The organism is Streptomyces sp. bgisy027, from assembly GCF_057710365.1.
Genome location: NZ_JBYIVZ010000070.1, coordinates 18894 through 43329, shown reverse-complemented (window position 1 = coordinate 43329; position 24436 = coordinate 18894). Strand labels below are relative to the sequence as shown.

17 protein-coding genes and 2 pseudogenes are annotated in these 24436 nt (G+C 70.0%); 5 read left to right on the top strand and 14 right to left on the bottom strand.

The window, feature by feature from the left end:
• Positions 1-62: 62 nt before the first annotated feature.
• On the top strand, positions 63-1538 hold the full coding sequence (locus AC3ETA_RS42855; RefSeq protein ID WP_432198326.1) for an AAA family ATPase: 1476 nt from the start codon (positions 63-65) through the stop codon (positions 1536-1538).
• A 22-nt stretch (positions 1539-1560) separates the two neighbouring features.
• Here the strand turns inward: AC3ETA_RS42855 and AC3ETA_RS42850 are convergent, their stop codons facing one another.
• From AC3ETA_RS42850 to AC3ETA_RS42790, 13 genes and pseudogenes are all read right to left on the bottom strand, one after another.
• Positions 1561-2475 carry a replication-relaxation family protein gene (locus AC3ETA_RS42850; RefSeq protein ID WP_432198325.1) on the bottom strand — a complete coding sequence of 305 codons (915 nt, stop codon included), beginning with the start codon at positions 2473-2475 and terminating at the stop codon, positions 1561-1563.
• Positions 2472-5050, bottom strand: a pseudogene (locus AC3ETA_RS42845) (type IV secretory system conjugative DNA transfer family protein). The gene AC3ETA_RS42850 and the pseudogene AC3ETA_RS42845 overlap by 4 nt, the downstream one beginning before the upstream one ends.
• On the bottom strand, positions 5026-5232 hold the full coding sequence (locus AC3ETA_RS42840; protein WP_432198324.1) for a hypothetical protein: 207 nt from the start codon (positions 5230-5232) through the stop codon (positions 5026-5028). Before AC3ETA_RS42840 ends, AC3ETA_RS42845 begins: the two are co-directional and overlap by 25 nt.
• Positions 5233-5262: 30 nt before the next feature.
• Positions 5263-5475, bottom strand: coding sequence for a hypothetical protein (locus tag AC3ETA_RS42835; RefSeq protein ID WP_432198323.1), 213 nt, complete (start codon positions 5473-5475; stop codon positions 5263-5265).
• A 452-nt stretch (positions 5476-5927) separates the two neighbouring features.
• A complete protein-coding gene (locus tag AC3ETA_RS42830; RefSeq protein WP_432198338.1) occupies positions 5928-8561 on the bottom strand; it encodes an ATP/GTP-binding protein in 2634 nt (877 codons plus the stop codon).
• Positions 8537-9172, bottom strand: a complete 636-nt coding sequence (locus AC3ETA_RS42825; protein ID WP_432198322.1) for a hypothetical protein — start codon at positions 9170-9172, stop codon at positions 8537-8539. Before AC3ETA_RS42825 ends, AC3ETA_RS42830 begins: the two co-directional genes overlap by 25 nt.
• Entirely contained in the window at positions 9169-10206 is a 1038-nt protein-coding gene (locus tag AC3ETA_RS42820; protein WP_432198321.1) for a C40 family peptidase, read from the bottom strand. The genes AC3ETA_RS42825 and AC3ETA_RS42820 overlap by 4 nt, the downstream gene beginning before the upstream one ends.
• Before the next feature lie 110 nt (positions 10207-10316).
• Positions 10317-13115, bottom strand: coding sequence for a hypothetical protein (locus AC3ETA_RS42815; RefSeq protein ID WP_432198320.1), 2799 nt, complete (start codon positions 13113-13115; stop codon positions 10317-10319).
• Positions 13116-13481, bottom strand: coding sequence for a hypothetical protein (locus AC3ETA_RS42810; protein WP_432198319.1), 366 nt, complete (start codon positions 13479-13481; stop codon positions 13116-13118).
• Positions 13478-16156, bottom strand: a complete 2679-nt coding sequence (locus tag AC3ETA_RS42805) for an ATP-binding protein (RefSeq protein ID WP_432198318.1) — start codon at positions 16154-16156, stop codon at positions 13478-13480. Before AC3ETA_RS42805 ends, AC3ETA_RS42810 begins: the two co-directional genes overlap by 4 nt.
• Entirely contained in the window at positions 16153-16698 is a 546-nt protein-coding gene (locus AC3ETA_RS42800) for a hypothetical protein (protein ID WP_432198317.1), read from the bottom strand. The genes AC3ETA_RS42805 and AC3ETA_RS42800 overlap by 4 nt, the downstream gene beginning before the upstream one ends.
• Complete coding sequence (locus tag AC3ETA_RS42795) at positions 16695-17027, bottom strand: hypothetical protein (protein WP_269641790.1); 333 nt, start codon at positions 17025-17027, stop codon at positions 16695-16697. Before AC3ETA_RS42795 ends, AC3ETA_RS42800 begins: the two co-directional genes overlap by 4 nt.
• Complete coding sequence (locus AC3ETA_RS42790) at positions 17024-17956, bottom strand: conjugal transfer protein (protein WP_432198316.1); 933 nt, start codon at positions 17954-17956, stop codon at positions 17024-17026. The genes AC3ETA_RS42795 and AC3ETA_RS42790 overlap by 4 nt, the downstream gene beginning before the upstream one ends.
• Before the next feature lie 1158 nt (positions 17957-19114).
• Between AC3ETA_RS42790 and AC3ETA_RS42785 the strand changes: the two are divergent.
• The 4 genes and pseudogenes from AC3ETA_RS42785 to AC3ETA_RS42770 all read left to right on the top strand — a co-directional run bounded on the left by AC3ETA_RS42785 (position 19115) and on the right by AC3ETA_RS42770 (position 23287).
• Positions 19115-20532: pseudogene (locus AC3ETA_RS42785) on the top strand (hypothetical protein).
• A 158-nt stretch (positions 20533-20690) separates the two neighbouring features.
• Positions 20691-21977, top strand: coding sequence for a hypothetical protein (locus tag AC3ETA_RS42780; protein ID WP_432198315.1), 1287 nt, complete (start codon positions 20691-20693; stop codon positions 21975-21977).
• A 45-nt stretch (positions 21978-22022) separates the two neighbouring features.
• The gene (locus AC3ETA_RS42775; RefSeq protein ID WP_432198314.1) at positions 22023-22637 is read left to right on the top strand and encodes a DUF4259 domain-containing protein; all 615 of its coding nucleotides are present in this window, start codon (positions 22023-22025) and stop codon (positions 22635-22637) included.
• 182 nt (positions 22638-22819) lie between these two features.
• Positions 22820-23287: an SUKH-3 domain-containing protein gene (locus AC3ETA_RS42770; protein ID WP_432198313.1), complete on the top strand. Its 468-nt coding sequence runs from the start codon at positions 22820-22822 to the stop codon at positions 23285-23287.
• A gap of 277 nt (positions 23288-23564) precedes the next feature.
• On the opposite strand, the gene AC3ETA_RS42765 is transcribed toward AC3ETA_RS42770, so the two are convergent.
• The gene (locus tag AC3ETA_RS42765; protein ID WP_432198312.1) at positions 23565-24377 is read right to left on the bottom strand and encodes a hypothetical protein; all 813 of its coding nucleotides are present in this window, start codon (positions 24375-24377) and stop codon (positions 23565-23567) included.
• Positions 24378-24436: the final 59 nt, after the last annotated feature.

Here is a 24436-nt window from a genome sequence, read left to right as displayed (position 1 = left end):
TGAAATCTATGATAAGGAGGGGTATAATAGGTGTAGTGCTTATTGGTGCGGGGGGTGTGGTGATGGACAAGCCGGCGGGGATGTTCGATCGCGATTTCGAGTGGTCGGAGCTGGTGCGGTTTGCCTCCTATGAGGGGCCGGAGGCGACGCTCGGGGTGGTCTCCGGGCGGCGGCGCCAGGGCAAGACGTTCTTGCTGGACGGGTTGTGCCGTGTGGGAGGGGGCTTCTTCTTTTCGGCGAGTGAGGCGACCGAGGCGGAGTCGTTGCGCCAGTTCGGGGTGGCGTTGGCGCGATATGAGGGGCAGCGGGTGCCCTATCGGTTCGCGCGCTGGGAGGAGGCGGTGGAGGTCATGATGGGCCTGGCCGCTCCCGGGGCGGAGCCGCTGGTAGTGGTGCTGGATGAGTTTCCGTTCCTGGCCAAGGCGTCGCCCGAGTTGCCCTCGCTGTTGCAGCGGGCGTTGGGGCCACAAGCCCGGCACGAGGGGGGTCCGGTGCGGCTGCTGCTGTGCGGTTCGGCGTTGTCGTTCATGGGGAGCCTGCTGTCGGGGACCGCCCCGCTGCGCGGGCGGGCCAGCCTGGAACTGGTCGTGCCCACGTTGGATTTCCGGCTGGCCGCGCAGTTCTGGGGGATCGCTGATCCGCGCCTGGCGCTGCTGGTCAATTCGGTGCTGGGGGGGACTCCGGCGTATGGGCGCGAGTTCGTGCTGGGGGATGCGCCAGCGGATCTGGCGGACTTCGGGCCCTGGGTGCTGCGCAATGTACTCAATCCGGGGCGCCCGTTGTTCCGCGAAGCCCGGTTCCTGCTGGCGGAGGAACCGGATCTGCGGGACACCGCCTTGTACCACGGCGTGCTGGCCGCCATCGCCCAGGGCAATCACACGCGCGGAGGCATCGCCGGTTTCCTGGAGCGCAAGTCCACCGACCTGGGGCATGCACTGACCGTGCTGGAGGACACGGGGATGATCACCCGGGAGCCGGATGCGTTCCACGGCAAGCGCTCCGCCTACCGCATCAATGAACCGATCCTGACCTTCTACCACGCCCTGATGCGTCCCGAATGGAGCGACCTGGAGCGTCCCGGGCAGGCCCCGCTGGTGTGGGAGCGGTCGCAGGCGACGTTCCGCAGCAAGGTCGTGGGCCCGCACTTCGAACAGGTCTGCCGCACCTGGATCCGCTGGTACGCAACCCAGAACACGCTGGGCGGCCGTCGCACCCGCGTGGAGTCGGGCACCGTTCCCGACCCGGCGGCCAGGACCAGCCATGAGCTCGACGCCGCTGTGTTCGGACGTGACGACGAGGGCCGCGAGGTGCTCCTGGCCATCGCAGAGGCCAAGTGGAACGACACCATGGGTCTGGGGCACCTGCGGCGCCTGCAACACATCCGGGACCTGCTGCAGGCCCGCGACGGCGTGCAAGCCCAGCACACGCGGCTGCTCTGCTTCAGCGGAGCCGGCTTCACCGATGAACTCCGAGGCCTCGCCGAACAGGACCACGGCATCCAACTGATCGGACTGGACAGGCTCTACAACGGCGACTGACGACGCGTGCGGGACCGGCGGTTCACAGCTCCGTCCACGGCCGTGACTCACCACCGACCAGGGGTTCCCAGACGCCAGTGGTAGGTCCCATGGCCTCGAGGTCCTCCAGGATGGCCGCACCCAACGGCACCTGCCGGGCCAGGGCTTCCACGTGAGGGTGTTCCGCGACCATGGCTTGCAGGTCGTTGATCCGGTTGTCCAGGACGTTGCGGGTGGCCCCGGTGAGCACGATCAGCACCCGGGGGAATACGGGATACCAGCGCAGCCACACCGGGCCGGATGCGGTGGGCTGGCGTGAGCGGGGTCGGCCGACGGGCTGCGGCTCGTATGACCACAGCCGCGCATAGTCGATCAGTTTGGAGGCGAGGCGTTCGCTGCTCATGGTGGCCCGGTCGATCTCGACGAAGGCGCGCAGTTTCGTCCGCTCGGCGGTTTCGGTGAGGGTGTAGTGCATGACCGCGTCGGTGATGAGGCGTTTGCCGTCGCTGAGGGGGTGGGAGACCTCTGGTGTCCAGTCCAGGTGGCCGTGTTCGTCGCCGCGGCGGCGGGCGTCGGTGACGAACGCGAGGTGGGTGCGGACCGAGGTCAGGGTGTGCGGTGTCTTGAGCGAGGCTGCCGTTGCCGAGGTGATCGGGTAGGGCGGCCGTCCCCGCAGTGCGGGGAAGTCCCGCGTCAGCCGTGCCCCCTCGCTGGTCAGGTACCAGGCGCGGGTCCGCTTGGACGCCGGCAGCACGGTGTAGTCGACCAGGCCGTCGTGGCGCAGCTTGTTGAGCGGCCCGGAGAGGGTCTGCCGGGCGGCGCCGGGCCGCAGCAGTTGGTGAAGCTGATGGGTCGTTGCCATCCGGTGCTGGCCGAGCGCGGCCAGGAGCTGGTGAGGCAGCGGCTCGGCGGGACTTGGCGGAGGCCCAGAGGGTGCGGCCTTGTGGGTGGTGGTCACTTGTATGCCTTCTTCAGTCGGACGGGTGCGGCGGTGGAGGCGTGCTCGGTGAGGAAGTTGCTCACGCGGGCGAGTTGGTGCTCGGCGCGGTCCGTGAGCTCGTCCAGCGGCGTCGCCTGTGCGGTCGTCTGCGCGGCGCGCACCAGTGACCCGGCTCTGTTCGGGCGGGCGTAGTCGGCGAAGACGTCGTCCAGGTGGGGGCCGGTGATGCGGACGGGCCCGATGCGGCGGCCGTCGACGGTCAGCGATATGTAGTGCTCGAACCGGTCCAGCGCGGCGACGACGTCCGGGGCGGGCCGGTCTCCCCACTCCGCGGTGATCGGTGCCACCGCGGACTGCGAGCCCGCGGTGGAGGCCAGGGTGGAGGCGTTCTGTACCAGTGACAGCCGTACTGGGATGGGGAGTCGGGCCAGTAGCTGGGTCATGCCGTGGACGTGGACGCGGTATTTGCGGAAGTCCTCGAACATCGACGCGATGGTCTCGGGTGCGGCGCCGGTGAGGGTGATCAGCTCGTCGAAGTACGGGCGGAACGGCACCCGCTGGCTTTCCGGGGTGTCGCGGCGTGAGCGCACGGCCCGCAGCAGGTCCCGGGCCAGCAGCGCGGTGACCAGCCGGTCGGTGGGCCCGTTGCCGCCCGGGCACACCCACACGATCATCCGCGAGTCCATCGCGGCGCGGATGTTGTAGACGCCGGCCCCTTGTCCGAGGAACGCGCGGGTCACCGGGTTCGCGGCGAGGCGGGCGATCGGGTTGAGGACGACGGCGAACGCGTCGGTGGGCAGGGTGGGGAACACGGTGCGCCACCACGAGCGGGTCTCTTCGTCCAGGCGCCCGTCGATGGCGGTGAGGGCTGCGGCGCGGAAGACGGGATCGGTGAGCAGGGACCGCACATGAAACACCGTGGCCTGGTCCTCCGGCCGCCCGGCCTGGCACGCTGCCTCGTTCACGGCCACCAGTACCGTCAGGGCGGTGGTCAGGATGGTCAGTGCCCGGGGAGCGGTTGCGTCGTCCCAGCCGAGCACGGATGCGTATGCGTCGGCAGTCGCCTCGACGACCTCGTGTGCGATCTGGCCCTGGTGCATGCCGATCGGATTCCAGGAACTGATCTGCGGATGGGGCCCGCCCGCGTTGAGGTCGATCAGCGCGATGCGCTGCATCAGGTAGTCGTGGGCGAGGAACGGCACCGCGCGCGGCCACGAGTCGCGGTGTGGGTCGAGGAACATGAGCCCGCCGCCTGCGTGGGCCCAGCCGATCGCTTGCGCCAGGGCGCGCTCCGTCTTCCCACCACCCGCACGGCCCACCCCGACCTCGAACAGTGTCTCGGCGGCGTGGGTGGCGACCAGGCGCCGGCGTCCGTCCGGCCCCCGGTAGATCCCCTGCAACAACAGGGAGCGATCTCCGTGTTCGAAGGTCGGCAGATCTGAGGCGAGCAGCGGCAGGCGGCAGTGGACGGTGGGCGGCTTGAGCAGGCCGACCAACTCGTCCAGGCGGACCCAGTTCGCCCGCGGCGGCTGGGCCACCGGTCCGCCCCGAAGCGCCACGGCCCCAGCAGGAAGCCCCGCATCGCCCATCGCGACCCGCCGCCGAACACATCCAACGCGGCCTGGAGTTGGCCGAGCCGGGCCTCGGCGCGGCCTGCGGTGTTCGACGCGCACGCCACCAGCAGCTGCACCCGCACCAGGTGGTCATCGTCGGCCAGCTTGCCCAGCGCCTCGGCCGGGTCCACCCGGCGCGGCACCGGCGGCATGACCAGCCGCCGCCCGCCCCCGCCGCCCTGCTTGCCCGAGAGCAGCTGCTGAAAGTGCGAGACGAGCGAGTCCTCAATGCCGGTGGCGTCCTGCCGCACCCACCGGGCTGCCCGCTGCGCCTCGCGCCGCTCCCGGCGTCGCGCGTAGCCCATCAGCTGGACACGGCGTGCCCGCAGCGACCACTTCGGGGCGCGTTGGATGTCGAGCCGGATCTCGGCAAGGTCGCCCAGCTCGGCGCGCAGATCGGAGACGGCATCGATCAACGGCTGCAACGGATCCGGGTCCAGCGGCACGTCCCGAAGCGGTGCGGTCGGCTTGCCGCGCAGCACGAACTCCGCCCGCACCACATGCTCACGGGACTTGTCCACCAGCAGACGGCCCCGGGTGACGGTGACGTCCGGACCGAACGGCGTGATCGACAGCAGACGTTCGCCGCCGGCGGGGCCTTCCACCCGGTACGTCAGCGGGCTGGAGCCGTCGGCGCGCATCCTGATCTGCACACTCTTCGCCCGGCGCGGCGCCCACCACGGCATGCTCGTCGACGCGCGGGCGAGCTGCACGCCACGGCGGAAGATCTCCTCCAGACCGGGATCGAAGTGCCGCGACGGGACCAGCTCCAGCGCCATCCGATTGGCCGACGCCTTACGGGCCAGGCGACGCACCACGGCCTCGCCCGCGGCCCAGACAGCGACGACAGCCACGGCCACCACCCACCAGTGGGTGATCACCCAGCCGACGGCGGTGACGATGCCCAGGACCAGGTCGAATACCTGGCCCGGCACCGATGTGGCGGTCTGAGCGGTCAGGTACGGGGCTGCGGTATCCACGTAACTGCTCCCTTCGTGATGATGCGGGTGAAGGACAAGTCGGTGATGCGCAGGTCGGTGTAGGTGCCGCCGCGGTCCTGGCCGGCCCACACCAGATGAACCACGGCCTTGTCCGGGCTGCCGTCTCGGCGGGCGATTGCGGCCTGAATCCGGAAGCGGGCGACGGCGAACGCCGGGGCCACCGCCTGGCCCGAGCTGGGGAAGACGCTCGGCTACTGCGCCCGGCCGATCCCGGTGGCGTCCGCGCGCAGCAGAGCGCGCCCAGCGGTGAGCAACGTGCGCTCGTCGGTGGGCGGTAGGTCCGCGGGCCAGGCCGCCTCCAGTGATGCCTGGACGGCTCGGTCCCCGGCCGCGCCGTCGCCGTGCGGGGGCAGGGGGGAAGGGCTGGCGGAGGGTGATCCGGTGGGTGTGGCGGAGGGCTCCACGCCAGCGGGACCCTTGCCGGCGCCCGGGCCCAAGGCCGCAGTCGGCTGATCCGTAGCCGCAGGCGCCGTCGTCGCTGGGACCGGTGAGTCCTGCCCTTGCGGGAGGCTCAGCAGCACGACGCCAGCGAGGGCGAACAGGACCGTGCTGAGCAGCAGCAGACGTGGTGAGCGCGAGGTAGGCGTCACAGCAGCCGTGCCCCTCCCGCATAGCCGGACATCGCGTTGACGGCGTCCACGCAGGGCACGACGCTGTTCACAATAGGTCCGTTGCCGGTGCGTATGCCGGACGGGTGCCAGCTGGAGGGCTTTGACTGCGGGCCATACGACGCATCTGGTGGCGGACCAGCGCCATGTCGGCAGCCGAGGCGAGGTCCTTGTCCGACACGGCTCATGACGCATTGCATGCAGTCCAGTTCGGTTCTGTAGACACGACGGCATGGGTGCCGCGAGGGCTACTGGTATCGCTGCGGGTTGCTCTGACCCGTCTCGGCAGCGGCAGCGGGCATGTGCTGCACGAGAAAGTCACTGATGCGGCCCTGTTGGATGGCCGCAGTGCCGGAGAGTTCGCCGAGGGGTCGTGCCCCCGCCATGGTGCGAGCGGCGCGTTCCAGTGCCGCCACGCTGCCAGGACGGGCGAAGTCGGCGAATACTTCATCCAGATGCGGGCCGGTCAGCCGCACTGGACCGACACGGCGGCCGTCGACCGTGAGTGAGATGTAGTGCTCAAACCGCTCGAGCAGGGCAACTTCCCCTGCAGACGGCTTGTCCCCCCATTCGGCGGTGATCGGCTCGATAGCGGTCTTGGAGCCCGTCGTGGAAGCCAGCGTGGACGCGTTCTGGGTCAGGGACATGCGCACCGGCGCCGGCAGGCGCCCGAGGAGTTGAGTCATTCCGTGCACAGTGACCCGGTATTTGCGGAAGTCCTCAAACATGGACGCGATGGTCTCCGGGGCGGCGCCTGTCAGCGTGATCAGTTCATCGAAGTACAGGCGGAACGGGCGCCGTTGCTCCTCAGGTGTGTCCCGGCGGGAGCGCACCGCCCGCAGGAGGTCCCGAGCGATGAGCGCAGTCAGCAGCCGGTCGGTGGGCCCGTTCCCGGCCGGGCATACCCACACGATCAGTCCGTCGTCCATGGCGGCCCGGCTGTTGTAGACCCCGACCGGCTGCCCGAGGAAGGCACGGGTGACGGGGTTGGCGGCCAGTCGGGCGAGCGGGTTGAGGACGACACCGAACGCATCCGGGGGGAAAGTGGGGAAGACAGTCCGCCACCAGGCCCGGGTGTCCGCGTCCAAGCGGTCCGCCACGGCAGCCAGCGCCGCACCCCGGAAATTCGGGTCGGAAATCAGGGACCGCACATGAAAGAGAGTGGCCTGGTCCTCGCGGCGGCCGGCCTGGCATGCGGCCTGATTGATCGCCACCAGCACCGCCAGCGACGACGTGAGGATGGTCAGCGCCCGTGGAGCTGCGGCATCATCCCAGCCAAGGATGGAGGCGAATGCGTCGGTGACCGCCTCGACGACATCGTGCGGTGCCTGACCGTGATGCATGGCGAGCGGATTCCACGAACTCAGCACCGGATCGGGCCCTGCGGTGTTGAGGTCGATCAGTGCGATCTTCTGCATCAGGTGATCGTGGGCCAGGAACGTCGCGGCGCGGGGCCAGGAGTCCCGGTGCGGATCGACGAACATGAGCCCCCCGCCGGCGTGTGCCCAGCCGATCGCCTGAGCCAGGGCACGCTCGGTCTTCCCACCGCCGGCCTTGCCCACCGCGCACTCGAACAACGTCTCCGACGTGTACGTCGCGACCAGACGTCGGCGTCCGTCCGGCGCCCGGTAGATGCCCTGGAGCAGCAGCTCAGGATCCCGGAACGCGAAGCTCGGCAAGTCACCCGCGAGCAGCGGAAGCCGGCAGTGAGCGGTAGGCGGCTTCAGTAATCCGGTCAGCTCCTCCAGCCTCATCCAGTTCGCACGCGGCGGCTGGCACTGTCCCAGCTGCCAGCGCCGCTCGAAGCTGCGCTGGGTGGGCCACTGGTCCGCACCGAACCGCCACGGCCCCAGCCGAAACCCGCGCATCGCCCACCGGGAGCGGCCGCCGAAGACATCGAACGCCGCCTGGAGTTGTGCGAGGCGGGCCTGGGCACGGCCCTCGACGTTGGACGCACACATCACGAGCAGTTGCACCCGTACGAGGTGGTCATCGTCTGCGAGCTTGCCAAGCGCGATATCCGCGTCCACCCGGCGCGGCACGGGCGGCATCACCAGCCGCCGCCCACCTGACCCGTCCTTCCCCGTGCCCGTGACCAGCGATTGCAGATGCCAGCCCAACGAATCCTCGAGCCCCATGGCGTCCTGCCGCACCCAGCGTGCCGCGCGCTGGGTCTCCCGCCGTTCCCGGCGTCGTGCGGCACCCATGAGCTCAAGGCGGCGAGCGCGCAGCACCCACTTCGGGGCCCGCTGGATGTCGAGACGGATCTCGGCGAGGTCCCCCAGCTCGGCGCGCAGGTCGGACACGGCGTCGACCAGGGGCTGTAGCGGGTCCGGCTCCAGCGGGACATCGCGCAGGGGAGCTGTTGGCCTGCCGCGCAGCACGAATTCGGCCCGCACGGTGTGCTCCCGCGGCTTGTCCCTGATCGGACGGGCTCGGGTGACCGCGACGTTTGGCCCGAACGGGGTGATGGACAGCAGCCGCTCACCTCCGGCGGGGCCCTCGACGCGGTAGCGCAACGGGCTGGAGCCGTCCGCGCGGAGCCTGATCTGTACAGCTTTTGCTCTGCGGGGTGCCCACCACGGCTGGCTCGTCGATGCCCGCGCCAACTGCACTCCCCGCCGGAAGATCTCCTCCAGACTGGGGTCGAAGTACCGGGTGGAGGTGAGCTCCAGAGCCATCCGCTGGGCGCAGGCCCGCTCGGCAAGATGACGGACCAGCAGCGCGCTCACCCCCCACGGCACCGCGATAGCGGCGGCGAGCACGTACCAGTGGTCGTAGAACCAGTCGACGGCCTCAAGAACCCCGGTGATCAAATCGAGTACGTGCCCGGATGCTCTCTCAAGGGCCAGGCCAGTCACGGCGGGGGCTGCGGATCCCATGTGGTGATTCCCCTTCTTACGGTGCGGGTGAAAAGCAGGTCTGTGATGCGGCCGTCGGTGTAGGTGCCGCCCCGGTCGGCTCCCGCCCACACCAGGTGCACGACCGCCCGGTCTGGGCTGTTTCCTTCGCGGCGGGCGACCGCGGCCTGAATCCGGAAGCGGGCGGTGGCGAAAGCGGGGGCCACCGCCTGGTTCTCGCCCACGTCCGGGAACACCGTGGGCCACTGGTTTCGGCCGATCCCTGTGGCGTCCGCACGCAGCACGGATCGGCCGGCGCGCAGCAACTCCTGCTGGTCGCCGGGGGAGAGGTCGGCGGGCCAGGCATGCTCCAGGCCCTGCTGGATGCTGCGGTCGCCGGTGGGGCCGTCGCCGTGCGGCGGCATCGCGGACTCGAGGCCCGCGCCTGCGGAGGAGGCAGCTGGCACAGAAGGCGTCGTGCCTGTCGTCGGCTGGACTGTGGCCGGCGCCGCGGCCGGTGGCGAAGCGCCGGTCGGTGCAGGTGACGGTGGTGACGGGCGACTGACCGGCAGGAAGAGCAGGGCGACGCCCGCGGCGGCGAGCACGAGAGTGCAGAGCAGCAGCAGATGCGGGGAGCGTGGGGCGGTGGTCACAACAGCCGAGCTCCGCCCGCGAAGCCCGGCATGGCGCTGACGGCGTCCAGGCGGATCACGGTGCCCGGGCGGGCGGCGTTGACCATCTGGCCGCGGCCTACGTAGATCCCGACGTGGTAGATCGTGGAATCACGGCCCGGAGCGGTGGCGTAGAAGACGAGGTCGCCCGGCTTGAGAGCGCTGGTTCCCAGACGTGCGGGGATCCGCTGGCCGATGCCGGCCTGCGCCGCCGCAGTGCGCGGCAGTCGTATGCCAGCCTTGGCGTACGCGTACAGGGTCAGGCCGGAGCAGTCGAAGCCCTTGATGGCCGCGCCGCTCTTGCCGCCGGGGGAGCAGCAGATCCCGTACGACTTCCCGGCAGCGTTGCCCCCGCCCCACGAGTACGGCACCCCCCGCTGCGACAGCGCCGCCTCGAGGACGGTGCGGACCTTCCCGGACACGTCCTTCAGGTCGGGATCTTTGGCGGCCGCCGTGTACTGGTCGATCCACCCCAGCACGTTCGACACGTACGCGTTCGAGCGGTTGTACTGGAAGACTGCGGACTTGAGCTGTGACCGCTTCGCGAGATCGCGGCCGTTGCCGCACAGGTAGAGGGCTGCGCCGAGCGCGGCGTCGTCGGCGTTGTGCGGGTCGGCCTGCTTGTCGCCGTTCGCGTCCTTGCCGACGCTGTCCCAGGTGGAGGGCAGGAACTGGAAGGGGCCCACGGCGCGTTCGGCCTGAGCGGTGCCGTCCCACTTGCCACCGTCGGTGTCCGGGAAGACACTCGTGTTTCCGCCGGCTCCTGAGCCGTTGAGGAGCACTCCGTAGATCTTCGGCCGGATGTCACCGCGAGCGCTGATGTTCCGGCCGACGGCGTGGTTGGACTCGACCTTGGCGATCCCGGCGAGGATCGGCCAGCGCATGCCCCGGCACTTCGGGGCATGCTTGCCCACCTGCTGGACGGCCTTCTTGTACGCGGTCAGCATGCGCGGCGGGATATCCGCCGTGCTGCCGCCCTCGGTTCCGCCCTCGGCGGTGCCTGCGCCGGACTTCATGGCAACGTACGCGCTGATCGCGTTTCCCACCGGTGCGGCACAGCACACGGCAGCGAACAGCAGCCCCGCGATCACGCACCCCCACCGCATCAGACGGCGTCGGCGAGACCTCACTGGTCCTCACCGTTCTCAGGCTCGTTCGACCTCAGCCAGTCCGAGTCCTCGTCGGACTCCCCGGTTTGGCGACGAATCCGTTCGTCGAACTCGTCACGGCTTCCGGGCCCTTCCCGTCGCTGGTCCGGACGGCGTTCAGCCTCGGGCGCTGTCCCGTCCGTGATCCTCTGGAACATGGCTCGTGCCTCATCGCGGGCGCTGCTGCTGACCCGGCTGCCGCCAGGAAGAGCTGAGCCGGACCCGTCCGGTGCTGGTTCGGCCGGAACGCCGGACGCACCGCCGGCGAGCCGTGCTGGCGATGGCGGCGGGGTGCCCGCTGACGCGGTTCGCGGTGCATCCGGCCTTGACCCACCGAGGGCGCTGGAGGAGCCAGTCGACTGTGGAGCCGCGGATGTTCTGGTAGGCAGCCGTCGGCTGATCACCGAGCCGTCCCCGCTGCTGCCGTCCGTGCGCTCCCGCAGGACACGGGATATCTGGCGTCCGGTGGCAGTCCAGGCGCGGCCGTCTTCGCGGAGGGTGTTGCCCCACACCCGGACCTGCTGGCGGGCGTCCTGCGCGTAGCGGGAGCCTGCCGCCCGGGCCCGGCTGGCATTCGCGGGCAGCCCCATCGTTGTTCCGTAAGCAGCCCGGCCGCCGCGGTGCAGGAGGCGGTAGCCGCGGAAACGGACCAGCCGGTTGTGCGCGCGGGTCGACAGCAGGGTCCGGTCGGCGTGTTGGTCGTGCAGAACCTGGCCGGTGCGTGTGTCCACAACCTGGCCGTCCTCGTCGCGGTACCGGTCCGGCGGGCCTCCGGGCCGACGCGGCCCCCCACCACCCGACCCGCCACCACCGGCCCAGGGGCCATCCCCGTTCGGGTCATCGTCGGCGGTGGCCTTGCGCCACTTCGCCAACTGTTCCCTGTCCGGCCGGCGGCCGACCAGCAGCCAGTGCGCGCCCTTCCCACCAAGCCGTACACCGAGGCCCGCTACGGCAGCGCCTGCGGTGAGCGGGGCCAGGCCGCGTCCGGCTTCGGCGGTGGCATCGCCGAGGATCCGGCCGGTGTCGATTGGCATGCCCGCCCCGTCGACGAGCGAGGAGAGGGCGCCCATCAGCCGTTGCCGGGTGCCCAGGATCCCGAACCGGCCGCCCCCTGCGCCGGTGAGGGCGCGCAGCCCGCCGCCGTAGCTGCCGAAGGAGGCGGGGGAGTTCATGGCGAGGGCGGCGCCGAGCTCGGAGGTGTCGCCGGGCATGTGGGTGCCGCCGACCTTGGCGTACCGCATCCGCATGGCCATGCGCCGGCCGAACGAGGTGATGCCGGTCAGCATGCGGCGGTGTCCGGCCGCGCCGGCGATGGCGAGGACGTCGATGAGGAGGATCCGTTCGACCATCAGGTCCGGGCCGTTGGTGAGGGTGGCGTCGACGGCGATCCCGAAGAACGGGATGAACGCGCAGACTCCGACCACGGCGAGAAGGGCTATCCCCCAAATCGAGAGCCACTTCCACACCGACTGCCGGGCGGGCCCGGGCAGCATGCCCGCGATGAACGCGACACCACCGGCCGCTGCCGCAGCCGCACAGATCCCTTGGGTGCCGAGCAGCACGATCGCGGACGACAGCAGCATGCCGCAGATGAACAACGCGGCGATCAGCAGCAGGAAGGCGCCGCCGACCCGCCACCACGTCGGCTTCTCCGCATATTCAGCGCACGCCTTGCCGACGTCGCCAGCCTTCTTCATGTCGGCGAGGAACGCGGCGAACTCCTGGTCCTCCTCGGTGATCACCGGGCGGGCGGCGTTCAGCAACTCCCCGCCAGGAGTCAGGGCGGGTAGTCCGCCACCGTCCGGGATTGCCTGCTGGCCCTCCTTCTGGCTCTTGATGCAGTACTTCCTGGCCGGCCCCGAGACATTGCTGCACGCCTCTTCCGCCGCTTCGGACGGTGGTTTCGCCTTGTAGCCACCGATCAGCCACTTCAGATGGACGGCGTAGGCCTTGCGGTCGGCCGGCCTGCCGGGGTCGAGGACGTGCCCGTACTGCAGCAGCATGTACGGCTTGACGATCAACGCGTTGGTGATCGAGTCCTGCAGAGGTCGTGCGACGTCTGTGGAGGAGACAGGCCGCTCGGCCTCATGCTCAAGGCATTTGATCTCGGCGTTGCCGGCCATGCCGTCGCATGGGCCGAGGGTGGCGAGCTCGCCACCCCAGTTGTAGGAGTTGACGCTCTCCTTGGCGACCGCAGCCGCCACCTCCTGCGTCTGCCCCAGCGGACCGTCCTGGGTGAGGAGGTAGTCGGGGCGGACGAACGCGGACGCCGCGAATGCCGCGATCAGCAAGGTCAGGAACATCTCACCCAGACCGCGCCCGACACGTCCCCGCACGATCATGATTCCGATGAAGACGAACGACCAGCTGAGCAAGAGGCCCTTGAGGCCGAGGGCGTCGACGACGACATGGTTGTAGGCGTCGGAGACCTTCTGCGCCGGTGCGAGGAGGATTTTCAGCAGCGGGAACCTGAAGGCCACCTCGATACCCCAGCCGGCCAGCCCGACCAGCAGCCGGATGAGGGTGAACAGGCCGGACAGGGTGAAGGCGAGGGACTGGGTCTTGAAGCTGAAGATGGAGCCGCCCTCGGCGTTCAACTCGTAGCGGTTGACGGGTACGCCCTCGGAGGAGGTGATGTTCAGCGGGGCGAGCAGGTCTCCGGTCTCGCTGCTGCTGCCGGCCGCATACACGACCTGGCTGTTCACCAGGACGAACACGCAGGTGAGCAGGACGACGATTCCGGCAGAGCGGAGCGTGCCGCGGTCTGGGCGCCACATTCAGCGCCGTCCCTGCCCGGCGGGCCGGCGCCGCCACACAAGGAGCGCAGTCAGTCCTACCGCAGGCGGAATCAGCATCCATGCCGTGCCAGAGCCGCCGTGGGGCGCCTCGTCCGCAGACGAGTTCTTGACGGATCTGGTGCCGCGCTCGCAGTACTCCTTGGCCGGGCCCACGATCAACTCGCACGGATCCTGGCCAGCAGGACGCACGCGGGCGTCGGCGGCGGTGACGTGCCCGGTGCCCGGCCGCCACGACTGCGGCCAACCCATCCCCACCACCAGGGCGAGCACGGCGGCAGCAACGGCCAGTACGCCAGCCCGGGTGGCGATGCGCCGGGAGCCGGCTGAGAAGAGTTTCGGGGTCATAGGACGTCTTCCTTCCGGTGGTCCCTCTCCTGCGCAGTGGCGGCGGGCGCCGTTCTCCCATCCGAAGGGCGGCCTGGTGTGGTCGTGATGGAGTGGGTGATGCGTGGGATGCGGGGGATGACGGCCTTGATCCGGCCCGTGTTCTGCCGCGGGCAGGCCAGCAGGAATTCCCCCTCGCGGCCGCGTCGCCCGACAGGGGACAGCCCGGTGGTGACAAGCCGGACCAGCGCGTCATCGTTCGGGTCCAGGCCGAGGAACTCCAGGCCGCGGCGTGCGCGCTCGCGGTCGGCTGTGCGGGCGAGCGCCCGGTAGGCCATCAGGCCGCGGTCGGGGCCGAGTTCGCGGGCATCGTGGGAAGCGGCGAGCAGCCCCGCGCCGTGCTTGCGGCCGTCGTGGAGGATCTCGTGGACCAGCGCGGTGCCCTCGGCGGACGAGGTGAGCCAGTACAGCTCGTCCGCGACCACCGCGGTGAAACGCGTCGGGTCCTCGAACGCGGTCTGCCGCGCGATCGCCGCGATCAGGTAAAGCACCGCGCGGCCGATCAGGGCCTCCAGCGGCTGCTGGTGCAGGATCTCAGGGTTGCCGAATGCCGCCTTCGGCGGCAGCGTCAGGCCCGCCGTCGTGATCACGATCATGTCGGACGTGCTGGAGGCGTCCAGCCGGATGGGCGGCAGCGCGGGGTCGAACACCATCCGGGCCAACGAGTTGGTGGCCACGACCCGCAGGAGCCCTGCGAGAGTGGCTGCCGCGTCCTGGCGCTTGCCGGGCTCGCCGGCCGCCATCTCGTCCAGGACCTGAAGCACCCGGTGCATCGACGGGTCCTCGCCGGCAGCGGCCTGCTCGACGGCATGGTGGAGGACCTCGCCGTTCGTGGTCATCGGCCCGATGCCGAGCTGCAAGGTCAGGTAGGACAGGGCGTAGTGGCGGCCCTCGGGCCCGGCGAACATGCGCAGGGGGTCGATGGAGGTCTGGGCGCGGGCGGCGTCGATGATCTGGCAGCGGCCCGCGGCTGCGGAGCGGGCGAAGGCGGCCCACTCGCGCACGGGAGTCCGGTCGATGCAGATCGCGGCACCACCGCGCGCCCACACCGCCTCGCAGATCAGCTTCTGCAGAACGCTCTTCCCGGCCCCGAGGTCTCCGACGATCCCCATCGACGCCGACGCGTCGACCTTGGGCGCGTCCGCGACGTTGACCATGACGGGTCGTGTGGTGCCGCAGTCCAGGTCGATTCCGAGGAACATCCCGTTGGGATCGCCGACCTCCGGTGCTGTGAAGGCGCCGGCCAGCGCCCAGTCCTCCGATACCTGGTACTGGGTGAACTCGCGTGCCACACCCGGCCGGGCGGTGCCCGGCAGGCCGAGCAGGAATAGCGCCTCCTGGAGGCCGGCCGGGCGCACGGCCCGGTAGTCGGCGCCGCCGAGCAGCGCCGCCAGGGCCCGGGCGCGGGCGTCGCAGATCGCGGCGGTCGGCCCCCACACGGTCAGCACCGTCACCGACTGCACCTCGACCTCGGCCGAGGTGCGCGACAGACGAGCGTCCAGCTCGCCCAGGTCGCGGGCGGCCTCGGTGAGGGAGGCGGGCATCCCGGTGGGGCGGGCGTCGTACTGGTCGGCCTGGTCGACGAGTTCGTTCTTCTTGCGCCTCACCTGGTCCCGCGCCTTCTCGGACGGCACCAGCGTGAGGTCGACGGTGTAGTCGACGGGGAAGTCGAGCGTCTCCAACTGGGCGAACAGGTCGGCGGCATCCGCGTTGACGGCGGGCGGGCATTCCGCGAGCGCCAGCTGCGCCTGGTAGCCGGTGCCCGCATCGGATTCGATCTGCAGCCACCGCCGGCGCAGAGGCGAGGCAGTCGTCAGCCGCCACCAGGCCCTGCGCCCCGACCGAGTCACTTCGGCGGTGCTCTTGAGGTCGCGGGTGTCGTCGAGGTCCGGATCGATGCCGCCTTCCTGGAGGCGGGCCTGACCGAGATCGGCGTAGCTGGGGGAGTGCAGCACCCCCTCGCGGACCTGCCCGCCGAACAGCCCGCTGCTTTCGGCCTCGGCCAGCAGCGGCTCGTCCTGACCTCGGTGCAGAGCGTGCTGGATCATCCAGACGATTTCCGCCGGACGGGCCGGGCGTAGCGCGATGCCGCCGGTGAGCGCTGCCTCCACTCGCAAGGCCTGCTCCTGGTACGAGGAGACTTCCCGCCGTGTCACCGGCGAAGGACGCATGCCCAGCGCCGGGGCCATCTCCGACCACACCGCACCGAGCTGAGTCGACAGCTGCAGCCCGGCACCGTCGCTGTGCAGCGGGACCGCCAGCCACAGGGTGCGGCGGTGCATCTCCTGCCCGTCCAGCAGATCCAGCGTCGCCTCCACGTTCTCCACCCACGGATGGACCTGGCCGGGCGGCGTGTCGGCGGGGTCGAGTCCCTCGATCATGCGCAGCGCGATCTCGCCTGGATCGAGCCGCGCACACAGGCCGAACAGCCTGGGTGCCCCGGACAGGGACCGCACCAGATGCGTGACCTTGGCGAGTTGCTCCTCCCGAACAGCAGCGGGCACATAGGTGCCCTGCACGTTCTCCTCACGGTGGCCCTGGGCGTCGGGCCCCGGGTGCAACCGGTAGACGGCCCACACGCTGCCGTGCGTCGACCACACCAGATGCCCGGCCACATGCCGAATCGGCACCCTCACCGCACACCCCCCTGCCCGGCGCGCGCGAGGAGCTGCTGCACACCCGACACCGGCCCCATCGGTTCCAGGCGGGCATCCGCAGCACGCCCCGCCAGCCGCGACCGTGCCGGTTCCTGGGCCCGTGAACGCCGCTGCACAGGCGAGAGCGGCGGCGCCTGGCTCGCCCCTTCCAGGACGAACCCACCGACCAGGGGTTGGGCGGCGCGGTCACGGGCGGCCCGCCCGCCGATCCGGCCGCCGTGTGGCTGCCAGCACAGCAGCAGCCAGCCCAGGGCTGCCTGGAGCGGGGCACGCCCCTTGATCCTCGGACGACGCACGCCCCAAATCCCCAGCAGCCATCCGGCGATCGGCACGGGCCCCATCCACGACCACCACGGGATCGTCTTGATCAGCAGGAACCCGCCGGCGACGGCAAGGATGATCTGCGCGGGCGTGAACGGCCCGAGTGGGATACGCCAGTCGGCGACCTTTCCCAGAACCCAGGGGTGGCGCCGGGCAGCGGTGTAGAAGCGGCCTGCCCGCACGCCGGTGGCGGCGCTCACAGCCAGCCTCCTACGCCGGTCGAGTGGTCACGGGAGGCGGGGAGTTCGGACTGCACCACGCCGGGAACAGCGGGTCCGGCCTTGGCCGGGTTCTTGACTTCGTCCTCGAACAAATCGGCCAGGTCGTTGCGCGAGTTGTACAGCCCCAATGCGATCACCAGGAGGATCAGTGCGCCGATCCCGGCCTTGAGGCTGAACTTCTGGATCATGATCACGACGACGAGGACGGTCAGGACGGCCTGGAGGCCTTTCTCTCCCCAGTTCTCGAACATGGCGATCCATGAGTTGCCGAAGTCGTCGAGCTTTCCGGCGAGCATTACTTCGGTCATCGCCGGGCCCCTTCCGACGGGGTCCGGCCGGAGTGCAGCTCCGTGACTTCCCAGCGGCCCGAGCGGGCTTTCAGCGTCAACTCGTACGCCAGCGGCCACGTCCCCGCGTGGTCGCGGGCCTCCATCTGCGCCAGGACGCGGACCTTCGTTCCGTCGGCGGGAACCTTCTCCGTGGTCGCCGCCTCCTCAATGGCGGACACCTGCCGTGCCTCGAGGGACGTGTATGGGGCGGGAACGACCGGCGACAGGCGCACCCCCGGGGCGAGGTAGCGGTCGACCTCACCTGCCCCCGTCAGATAGGCGGCCAGGAACTCGCCCGCAGCGGACGACACGGCGCCGTCCGCGGGGACGGTCACCGTGTACGGCGAGGGCGCCGTCGTGGCGGGCGCCGGACCGGCTACGACCGCGGGAGCCGCTGAAGCCGTGAACGAGGCGCCGTCCGAGTCGGCGATCACCGGCACTGCGTAGTAGCGCAACTGTCCGTCGGCGTACTGCGCAGCCAGCGTCACCGACCAGGCCGTGTCGGCCTGCTGCGCAGTGCGCACCGCCACGACCGACACGGGCTCGGGCTGCGCATCGGAGGTGTCGGGCAGCTCGACACCGGGAGCCAGGGACTGCGCAAGCCGGGCCTGCGCAGTGTCCTCGGCCTCCGAGCGGCTGCGCAGCCATGCCTGGAGGAAGACGGTGGCGTACCCGGCGGGGCTGGCCGGCACGGCCGGCGTCACCGCGGTCGACGTCGTGGCGGGGGCGGCGCGGACCACGGTGGAGGGCGTGGCCACGGCGACGGCCAGCGCAATGGGGCCGGCCGCTACCGCGCCCCACACGCCGAGGTGGCCCAGGCGGACCCGGCGCCGCATTCGTTGCAGCCGGGCCCCCGCGGCGGTCGGGGGAGCAGCGTGTTCCGTGGGTGCATGCTTGGCAGGAGGCATGTTCGAACTCCCTGGTCAGAGCGAGCTGTTCATCTGACCCGAGGCAATCCGGCGCCCCCGACCTGACCAGCGACCATGAAGGCCCGACCACGGTCACGAAGAGGCCACAAAACCCGTGGTCGGGTCTGTGGTCGCCCCGACCACAGACCCGACCACGACATTTCGCACCCTGGGGAGTCCCATTCCGATCCCGGCGATCACAAGGCGGGTCAGCCGAGGTGGCAGGAACCAGGCAGGAGGAAGCCCGCGAGCGGCAGCCACCAGATCTCACACTCCTGGAGGCGGCGCACCGCCAGGCGGTGAATGCGCAGCCCGATCGCTGGGGCGTCGCCTTGCCCCGTTCGGCTGGGTCAAGGGCTGCGCAGTTAGACGCGCAAGTCGACTGCGCACGATCTACGAGCCGATGCGCAGCGCCTGCGCAACAGCCAGCCCGCGGCTGCGCAGTCGGGGGTGCGCACCGACTGCACAGCGGGAAGAGACAGCTTCTACCGCGGACTGCGGGCCCGCTCGTAGGCGGGCTGGTGAAGCGTTCGGCCTCAGTCCGGTGCGGAGCCGCCCAGGAGTGCTTCGCGGATCGAGGCAGCCACCACACGGGCCGTTCCGGAGGACGCTCCGCCGATCGCGGCCAGGCCGGCCCTCTTCGCGCAGGCCCTCCGCTCCGAGGCAGTGTCCCGAGCCTCTTGCGCGGGCTGCCCGGGACGCCCGCCGCCCGCTGCGCCGGTCGCCTCCGAGCCGGGGGTGCCCTGCTGGTGGTTACTCACTGCTTCTCCAAGTGCTGTGTCGGATCACAAGGGGGTGTCGTCCCGGTCCGGGATGACGAGCAGGAGGTTGGCGGGGTCGGCGGCTAGCCGCGCAAGTCGACGACCCACCGTGCGTCTACGTCGTCGCCAGTGTCGTAGGGCTCCCTCGATGGCGCCGATGCCTGACAGGGCGCGCGCCTCAGCGGACTGACCGTGGTCGGGCCGACCACGGACCCGACCAGGCCAGCCCGGTACGCATGTTGCCGGATCGTGATCGATGGTCGGGGGTTGTGGCCGTCCTGCTGGTCGGGGGTGACGGGTGAGCTGCCTGCATGGATTTCACCCAGGCTTCCTCACTCGACGACCCCGCTCCCCGAACCTGCGCCCGCCGCAGATTCAGGGTGCGCGCGGGATCACGATGAGCCCCTTCGGGGCGGGGATCCGCCGCGGGGTGATGGGCGGCGACCAGTTCACTCAAATCGCCAACAGCCTCTTCCGCGATTCCAGGCTCACGTTCAAAGCCAAGGGCTTGTTCGGCTGCATCAGCACGCACCGGACCGGCTGGCACGTGACAGTCGCTGACCTCGTACGAGCCGGACCTGACGGACGGGACGCCGTACGTGCGGGCCTGAGCGAACTGCAGACGTACGGATACCTGGTCCGCGAACAACTCCGCCATGAGACCGGCACGCTCGCGCAGATCATCTACTCCATCACCGACCAGCCCGCGACCGGCGACCGGCGACCGGCTCAGGAAGCCACCACGACGTTCGCCTCTGCCCCCACGACAGCTGCGGGGCGCGACTTCGGGGCGGGGATCCGCCGCGGGGTGATGGGCGGCGACCAGTTCACCCAAATCGCCAACCACTTCTTCCGCGAAGACGGCCTGACGTTCAAAGCGAAGGGCTTGTTCGGGCTTCTCAGCACACACCGGGACGGCTGGCGGATGACCGTCGCCGAGCTGTCGCGCCGCGGCCGCGATGGCGAAGTAGCCGTGAAGAGCGGGCTGAAAGAACTGGAGAAGTACGGCTTCCTCCTCCGGGAACGCGAGCGCCGCGCCGACGGAACTCTCGGAGCAGCCGCGTACTTCATCACCGACCTGCCCAGCCTGCAAAGCAGCAGGTCGCAACCGATGTCGGGTTTCCCACCAGTGGATGACCCGACATCGGCTGACCGCCCCCTAAGAACAACAACAGAAAGAAGAAGAACAACCAGAACACCAGCCCCGTCCCTCCGTGCGCGAGCGGCGAACGCACGGCCCCGCTGCGACAGGCGGCAGGCGCCTCGGCACGACAGGATCTCGACCCGGGCACCCGGCTGCTGCTGTCGATCGGAGCGGCCTACCCCGAACTGCTGCTGCAGGAAAAGGCCCTCAAAGACCAGGGCCGGGTCATGACCGCGATGCTCGACGCCGGCTGGAGCTCCGAGCAGCTGCGCCACGTCATCACCAGCCGCCCGCTCCCGAGCCGGATCCGCACCTCCGTCGACGCGATCGTCGCCGCCCGACTGCGCTCCGCCCAGCTCTACCCACCTCCAGGTGCCCCCGTCGACGACGCCGGCCCGCGCGATGCCTCGTGGACCGCGCCGCCCACCACCCAATTCGCCGCCACCCGCACGGTCTCGGAGGCGATCACCTACCGGGCGCTCGTCGAATGCGCGGGCTGCGGCCGGCCCGGCACCGCACCCGGCGAGGACCTGTGCCCGGCCTGCCTCGACTGGCCGCTGTGCCGCACCTGCTCCGGGCCGACTCCCCGCCGCGCCCGTCCCGGCGGTGACGGCCGCTGCGCCACCTGCACTGCTGCCCTGACCGACCCACTGGAAGCGAGCACCACATGACGGACAGCCCTCACACACCACCGCGGACGGAACCCCTCCAGCGCCTGCGCCCCTTCGCCCGCGATTCGCAACGGTGGGAGAAGGAACGATGCCGCGCGTTGCGAACCGGTCACGTCTGCCGCGATACCGCCTGCACCGGCACGTGCGAGGCCGTGCCCGTGTATGAGCGCACCGGGTGGGGCTGGCTGGCCTGGACCTTGCCCGACAACGGCACCCAGCCCGAACAGCCGGTACAGATCGGTGTGCTCACCCCGGGCGCGACGATGATGCAGCGGCTGACGGTGCGCTGGCTGATCAGGCCTCCCGCCCACCGCATCCCTCTCGCAGCCGGCAGCCCCGCATCCTTACGGCTCTCCGCGGTCATCGTGGCGGCCATCAGCCTCTTGGCCGCCCTGTACGCACTGAACCGCGCCGTTCCCGCCGACCTTGTGCTGACGGCGATGCTGCTCGCTCCCCTGCTCGCCGAGTACCTGCCCGACTGGCTCGACACCCGGGCCGTTGAGCACGTCCGCTGGGTCGAGGACGACGCTGCCTGCCAGTACCTCCAGCGCTTGGCCGGTCTGCACACCTACCTCTTCGAAGCGGCCGCCGGCAGCGACCGCTATGAACTGCGGCGCTCGGCCGAGATCGGCCACCAGCTGCTCTGGGACGCCGCCGACCTGCTCCAGTCCGAGAACACCCGCCGGGTCTCAGCACGCCTCATCGACCAGGAGCGGCTGATGGTTCAGCTCGTCGACCAAGTCGCCCAGGCCCTCGATCGCACCCACGCCACGTCGTCCGGCCAGGCGAACCACCGCTCCGGCGGCCCGTTGGGCCCGCTCCCGCCCGGCTTCGAACCGGCTGCTCACCCAACACCCCAGCCCGCAGCGGAGCCTTCACCACGGAAGGGACACCAACCCATGACTCAAGCACCGTCCGGCGACTCAGCCCGCACCACGGATGTCTACCTCCTCTTCGCGCACGAGCCGTACTACCCCGCCGAAGGCACCCAGGAGATCAACACCACCCTGGTCGCGGCCGCCTCCCTGCTCCACCCTCAGGTGCAGCAGCCCGACGGCATACAGATCCACAACCGCCTCACCCAGGGACGCGAGCCGGGCGAGATCATCCCGCTGGCCACCCTCACCCACGAACTAGGCGGCGGCGCCGAATGGCCGTACGTCGGGGACTGGGAGAAGGTCACCACCGATCTCGTACGTCTCGTGCGGACCGGACGATGCGACGCCCTGAGCCTCGGCCTCCCCGAACTCGCCCGAGCCCTCATCTGCACCGGCCCGAACAGCCACGTGCGCACTCTCGAGACCGCAGCCGACCGAGGTCTCACCTACGGCCCGAAGGAACGCGCAGCCGTCCTCGCCGAGGTCGATAGGTTCCTCGCCTCACTCGTAACCGAACAGGACCTTTGGCCGGGAGACGGCCTACTTCCCCCGTTCCAACAGCGGTAGGGCGACTCGTGGGCATCATCGATTGGCCGGCGGCAGGCCACAGTGATGCCCTCCCTGCTCGATCGATTCGCCCAGCACCTCGAACGCGACCTCGACGCGGTGATCGCCGGCCGACGGCTGACCGGCCACACCGCCGAGGAGGTGGTGGGGCGGCCCGCTCGGGACCTGCCTCACTGTCGGTGGCCAGTGCGACGATCTCCCGACTGCCAAGCGAGGAGAGAAATGGGCACCTGGGACGTCGGCCCCTTCGATAACGACACCGCCGCCGACTTCGGAGGTGACCTGGACGAGGCAGCACTGGAGGAACGCGAAGCCATGATCCGCGGCGCGCTCAAACGCGCCGCTGACCCTACGGACTCCCTGGATACCTCTGTCGGCGAGCGAGCAGTGGCCGCAGCCGCCCTGGTCGCTGCTCAGCACCCTGACGGCGAACTGACATGCTCGAACTACGGCCCGTCAGAACCGCTGCCAGAATTCCCTGCAGACCTTCGAACGCTCGCCGTCGACGCTCTGGACCAAGTGGTCTCCGAGAGGTCTGAACTCGCCGAACTGTGGAACGACGCTGCGAACGGCTCGAAGTGGCACCACGACATCACCCGCCTTCGCGACGTCCTTGACCCCCCGGTCCCTCCACAAGAGGAAGCCCTCTTCGCTATCTGAGCGATCGACCCACAGTCACGCGTCACAGAAATTGGACCAGAGCCGCTTCTCACCGCGGCGACCGCCAGCGTGCCCGGCCCGGCCGCCCTGGTCTGTTCGGCCTTGTCGCCCCCCATCACTGTGGGCCTTCCATCTCTGAGATGATCACTGCTCACCCATAGCCGAGGAATCGGGGCCGACAGGTGCGTAGCTGGTCGCCAGAGGTAGATGAGGTGTTGGAGGCTTCGGGATGGACGCCTGGACGGAGAGTAGACACGGCCAGCTGGCGAGCCATGTTCGAATCAGTCGGCCTTGCCATGCACGACGCTGCGGAAGCCTTCCTGCAAGAGTTCGGTGGTCTGACTGTCAACGTCAGCGGACCGGGGATCAGCTGTGCACGCACGCCGTTCGAGTTGGACCCCGCGCTGGCCTGGGGCGAAGACGATCGATTCGCGGAGTGGAGCAAAGCGGTCGGGCGCCGTCTTTACCCGCTCGGCGAGCTGGACCACGGCCGGTTCTTCCTGGGCATCGATGAAGTGGGCGGGATCTACCTCGTCGAGACCTGGGTTGCCAGCTTCGGCAATATGCCTCACGCCATGGAGAACCTGGTTCTCGGAGCGGCGCCTCGCCGAATCGATGAAGGGCACGAGCCAGCGCGGCTGCCATTCTGACGCACCGGCACACCCCGCGCCCTTCCTGGTCAACGGCTGGTCAACGGCTTGCGTTTCTGCCCTGCCCTCCGGCGCCGAGGACTACGTGCAGCTGTCGCACACCGGCGGCAAGGTCGAGCAGTCGCCGTCCGACTGGGATTAATCGGAGGGTCAGCGGGGCGGCCGGGCGGTCCGCTCTGGACGCGCTGCGGCGACGTAGCGCCTCCTTGAGGTCGAGCCCCGGCGACCACCGCGCCCCCACGCTCCGGGTTCAAAAACACGCTCTTCAGGCAAGCCGTCACGGGTTGTGTTCAACGCCGTCGAGCCCCTCGGCGCGAGCGACGAGGTCCAGCAGAGCCTCATGCCGCAGAACAGCGTGATGTGCGGCTTCCGAAGGCCCAACCGCCCGAGCCTGCTCGGTTTGATGTATCTCCGCATCGGCACGACCACGGTGGTCCGGCGCCGCGGCCTCCGCTTCGAGGGCTTCCACACGCGAAGTGACGGCGGCGAAAGCCCGTACGACTAGCTCCTCATCCGGATCCGGGTCGGAGCCTGCTATGTCGGCGGGAGCGACGAGTTCGCTGAGATCCTTAAGATCCCGTGCAATCTTCCACAAGGCGCCCCGGAGGCGGCCTTCATCCTCAGCGATGGCCTCCACACGATGGCGCGCGGAATCACTGAGAACGATCTGAACGGCACGCTGGGCGCGCCGGGCCAGGGAGCGGCAGCGCTCATCCAAGTCGCCGACGGTGATGAAGCGCCCGGCGTACCGGACAGCCAGACGCATGTACGCCCGGCGTGACAGAGCCTGGCCAACAAGCGGTGGGCCGTACAGCACAGCCCACTTGAGCAGAACTGCTGTCCCTGCACCGGCGAGCAGAGCTCCGCCCGCGTACGCGACGTGGGGGAGAAGGAGCATTCCCCACCACCGGACATCGGCGACCCGGTGAGCCAGGCAATAGCTGGCTACCCCCAAGGGCATCGCGAGCATGAAGGCACCGCCTGCGAACGCCAGGCCAACCTCCATGTCCCTTCCGTGGTCGGTGTACCAGGGGTTGCCCACGGCCAGGATGGCCCGGTGTCTGGCCGGCACGTCAGGAGCGACGATCACGGGGGTGCTCGCTGGGCGCTCTGGTCCTGCCGTGTGGGGGTCCTGGTTGTCCGGTATCT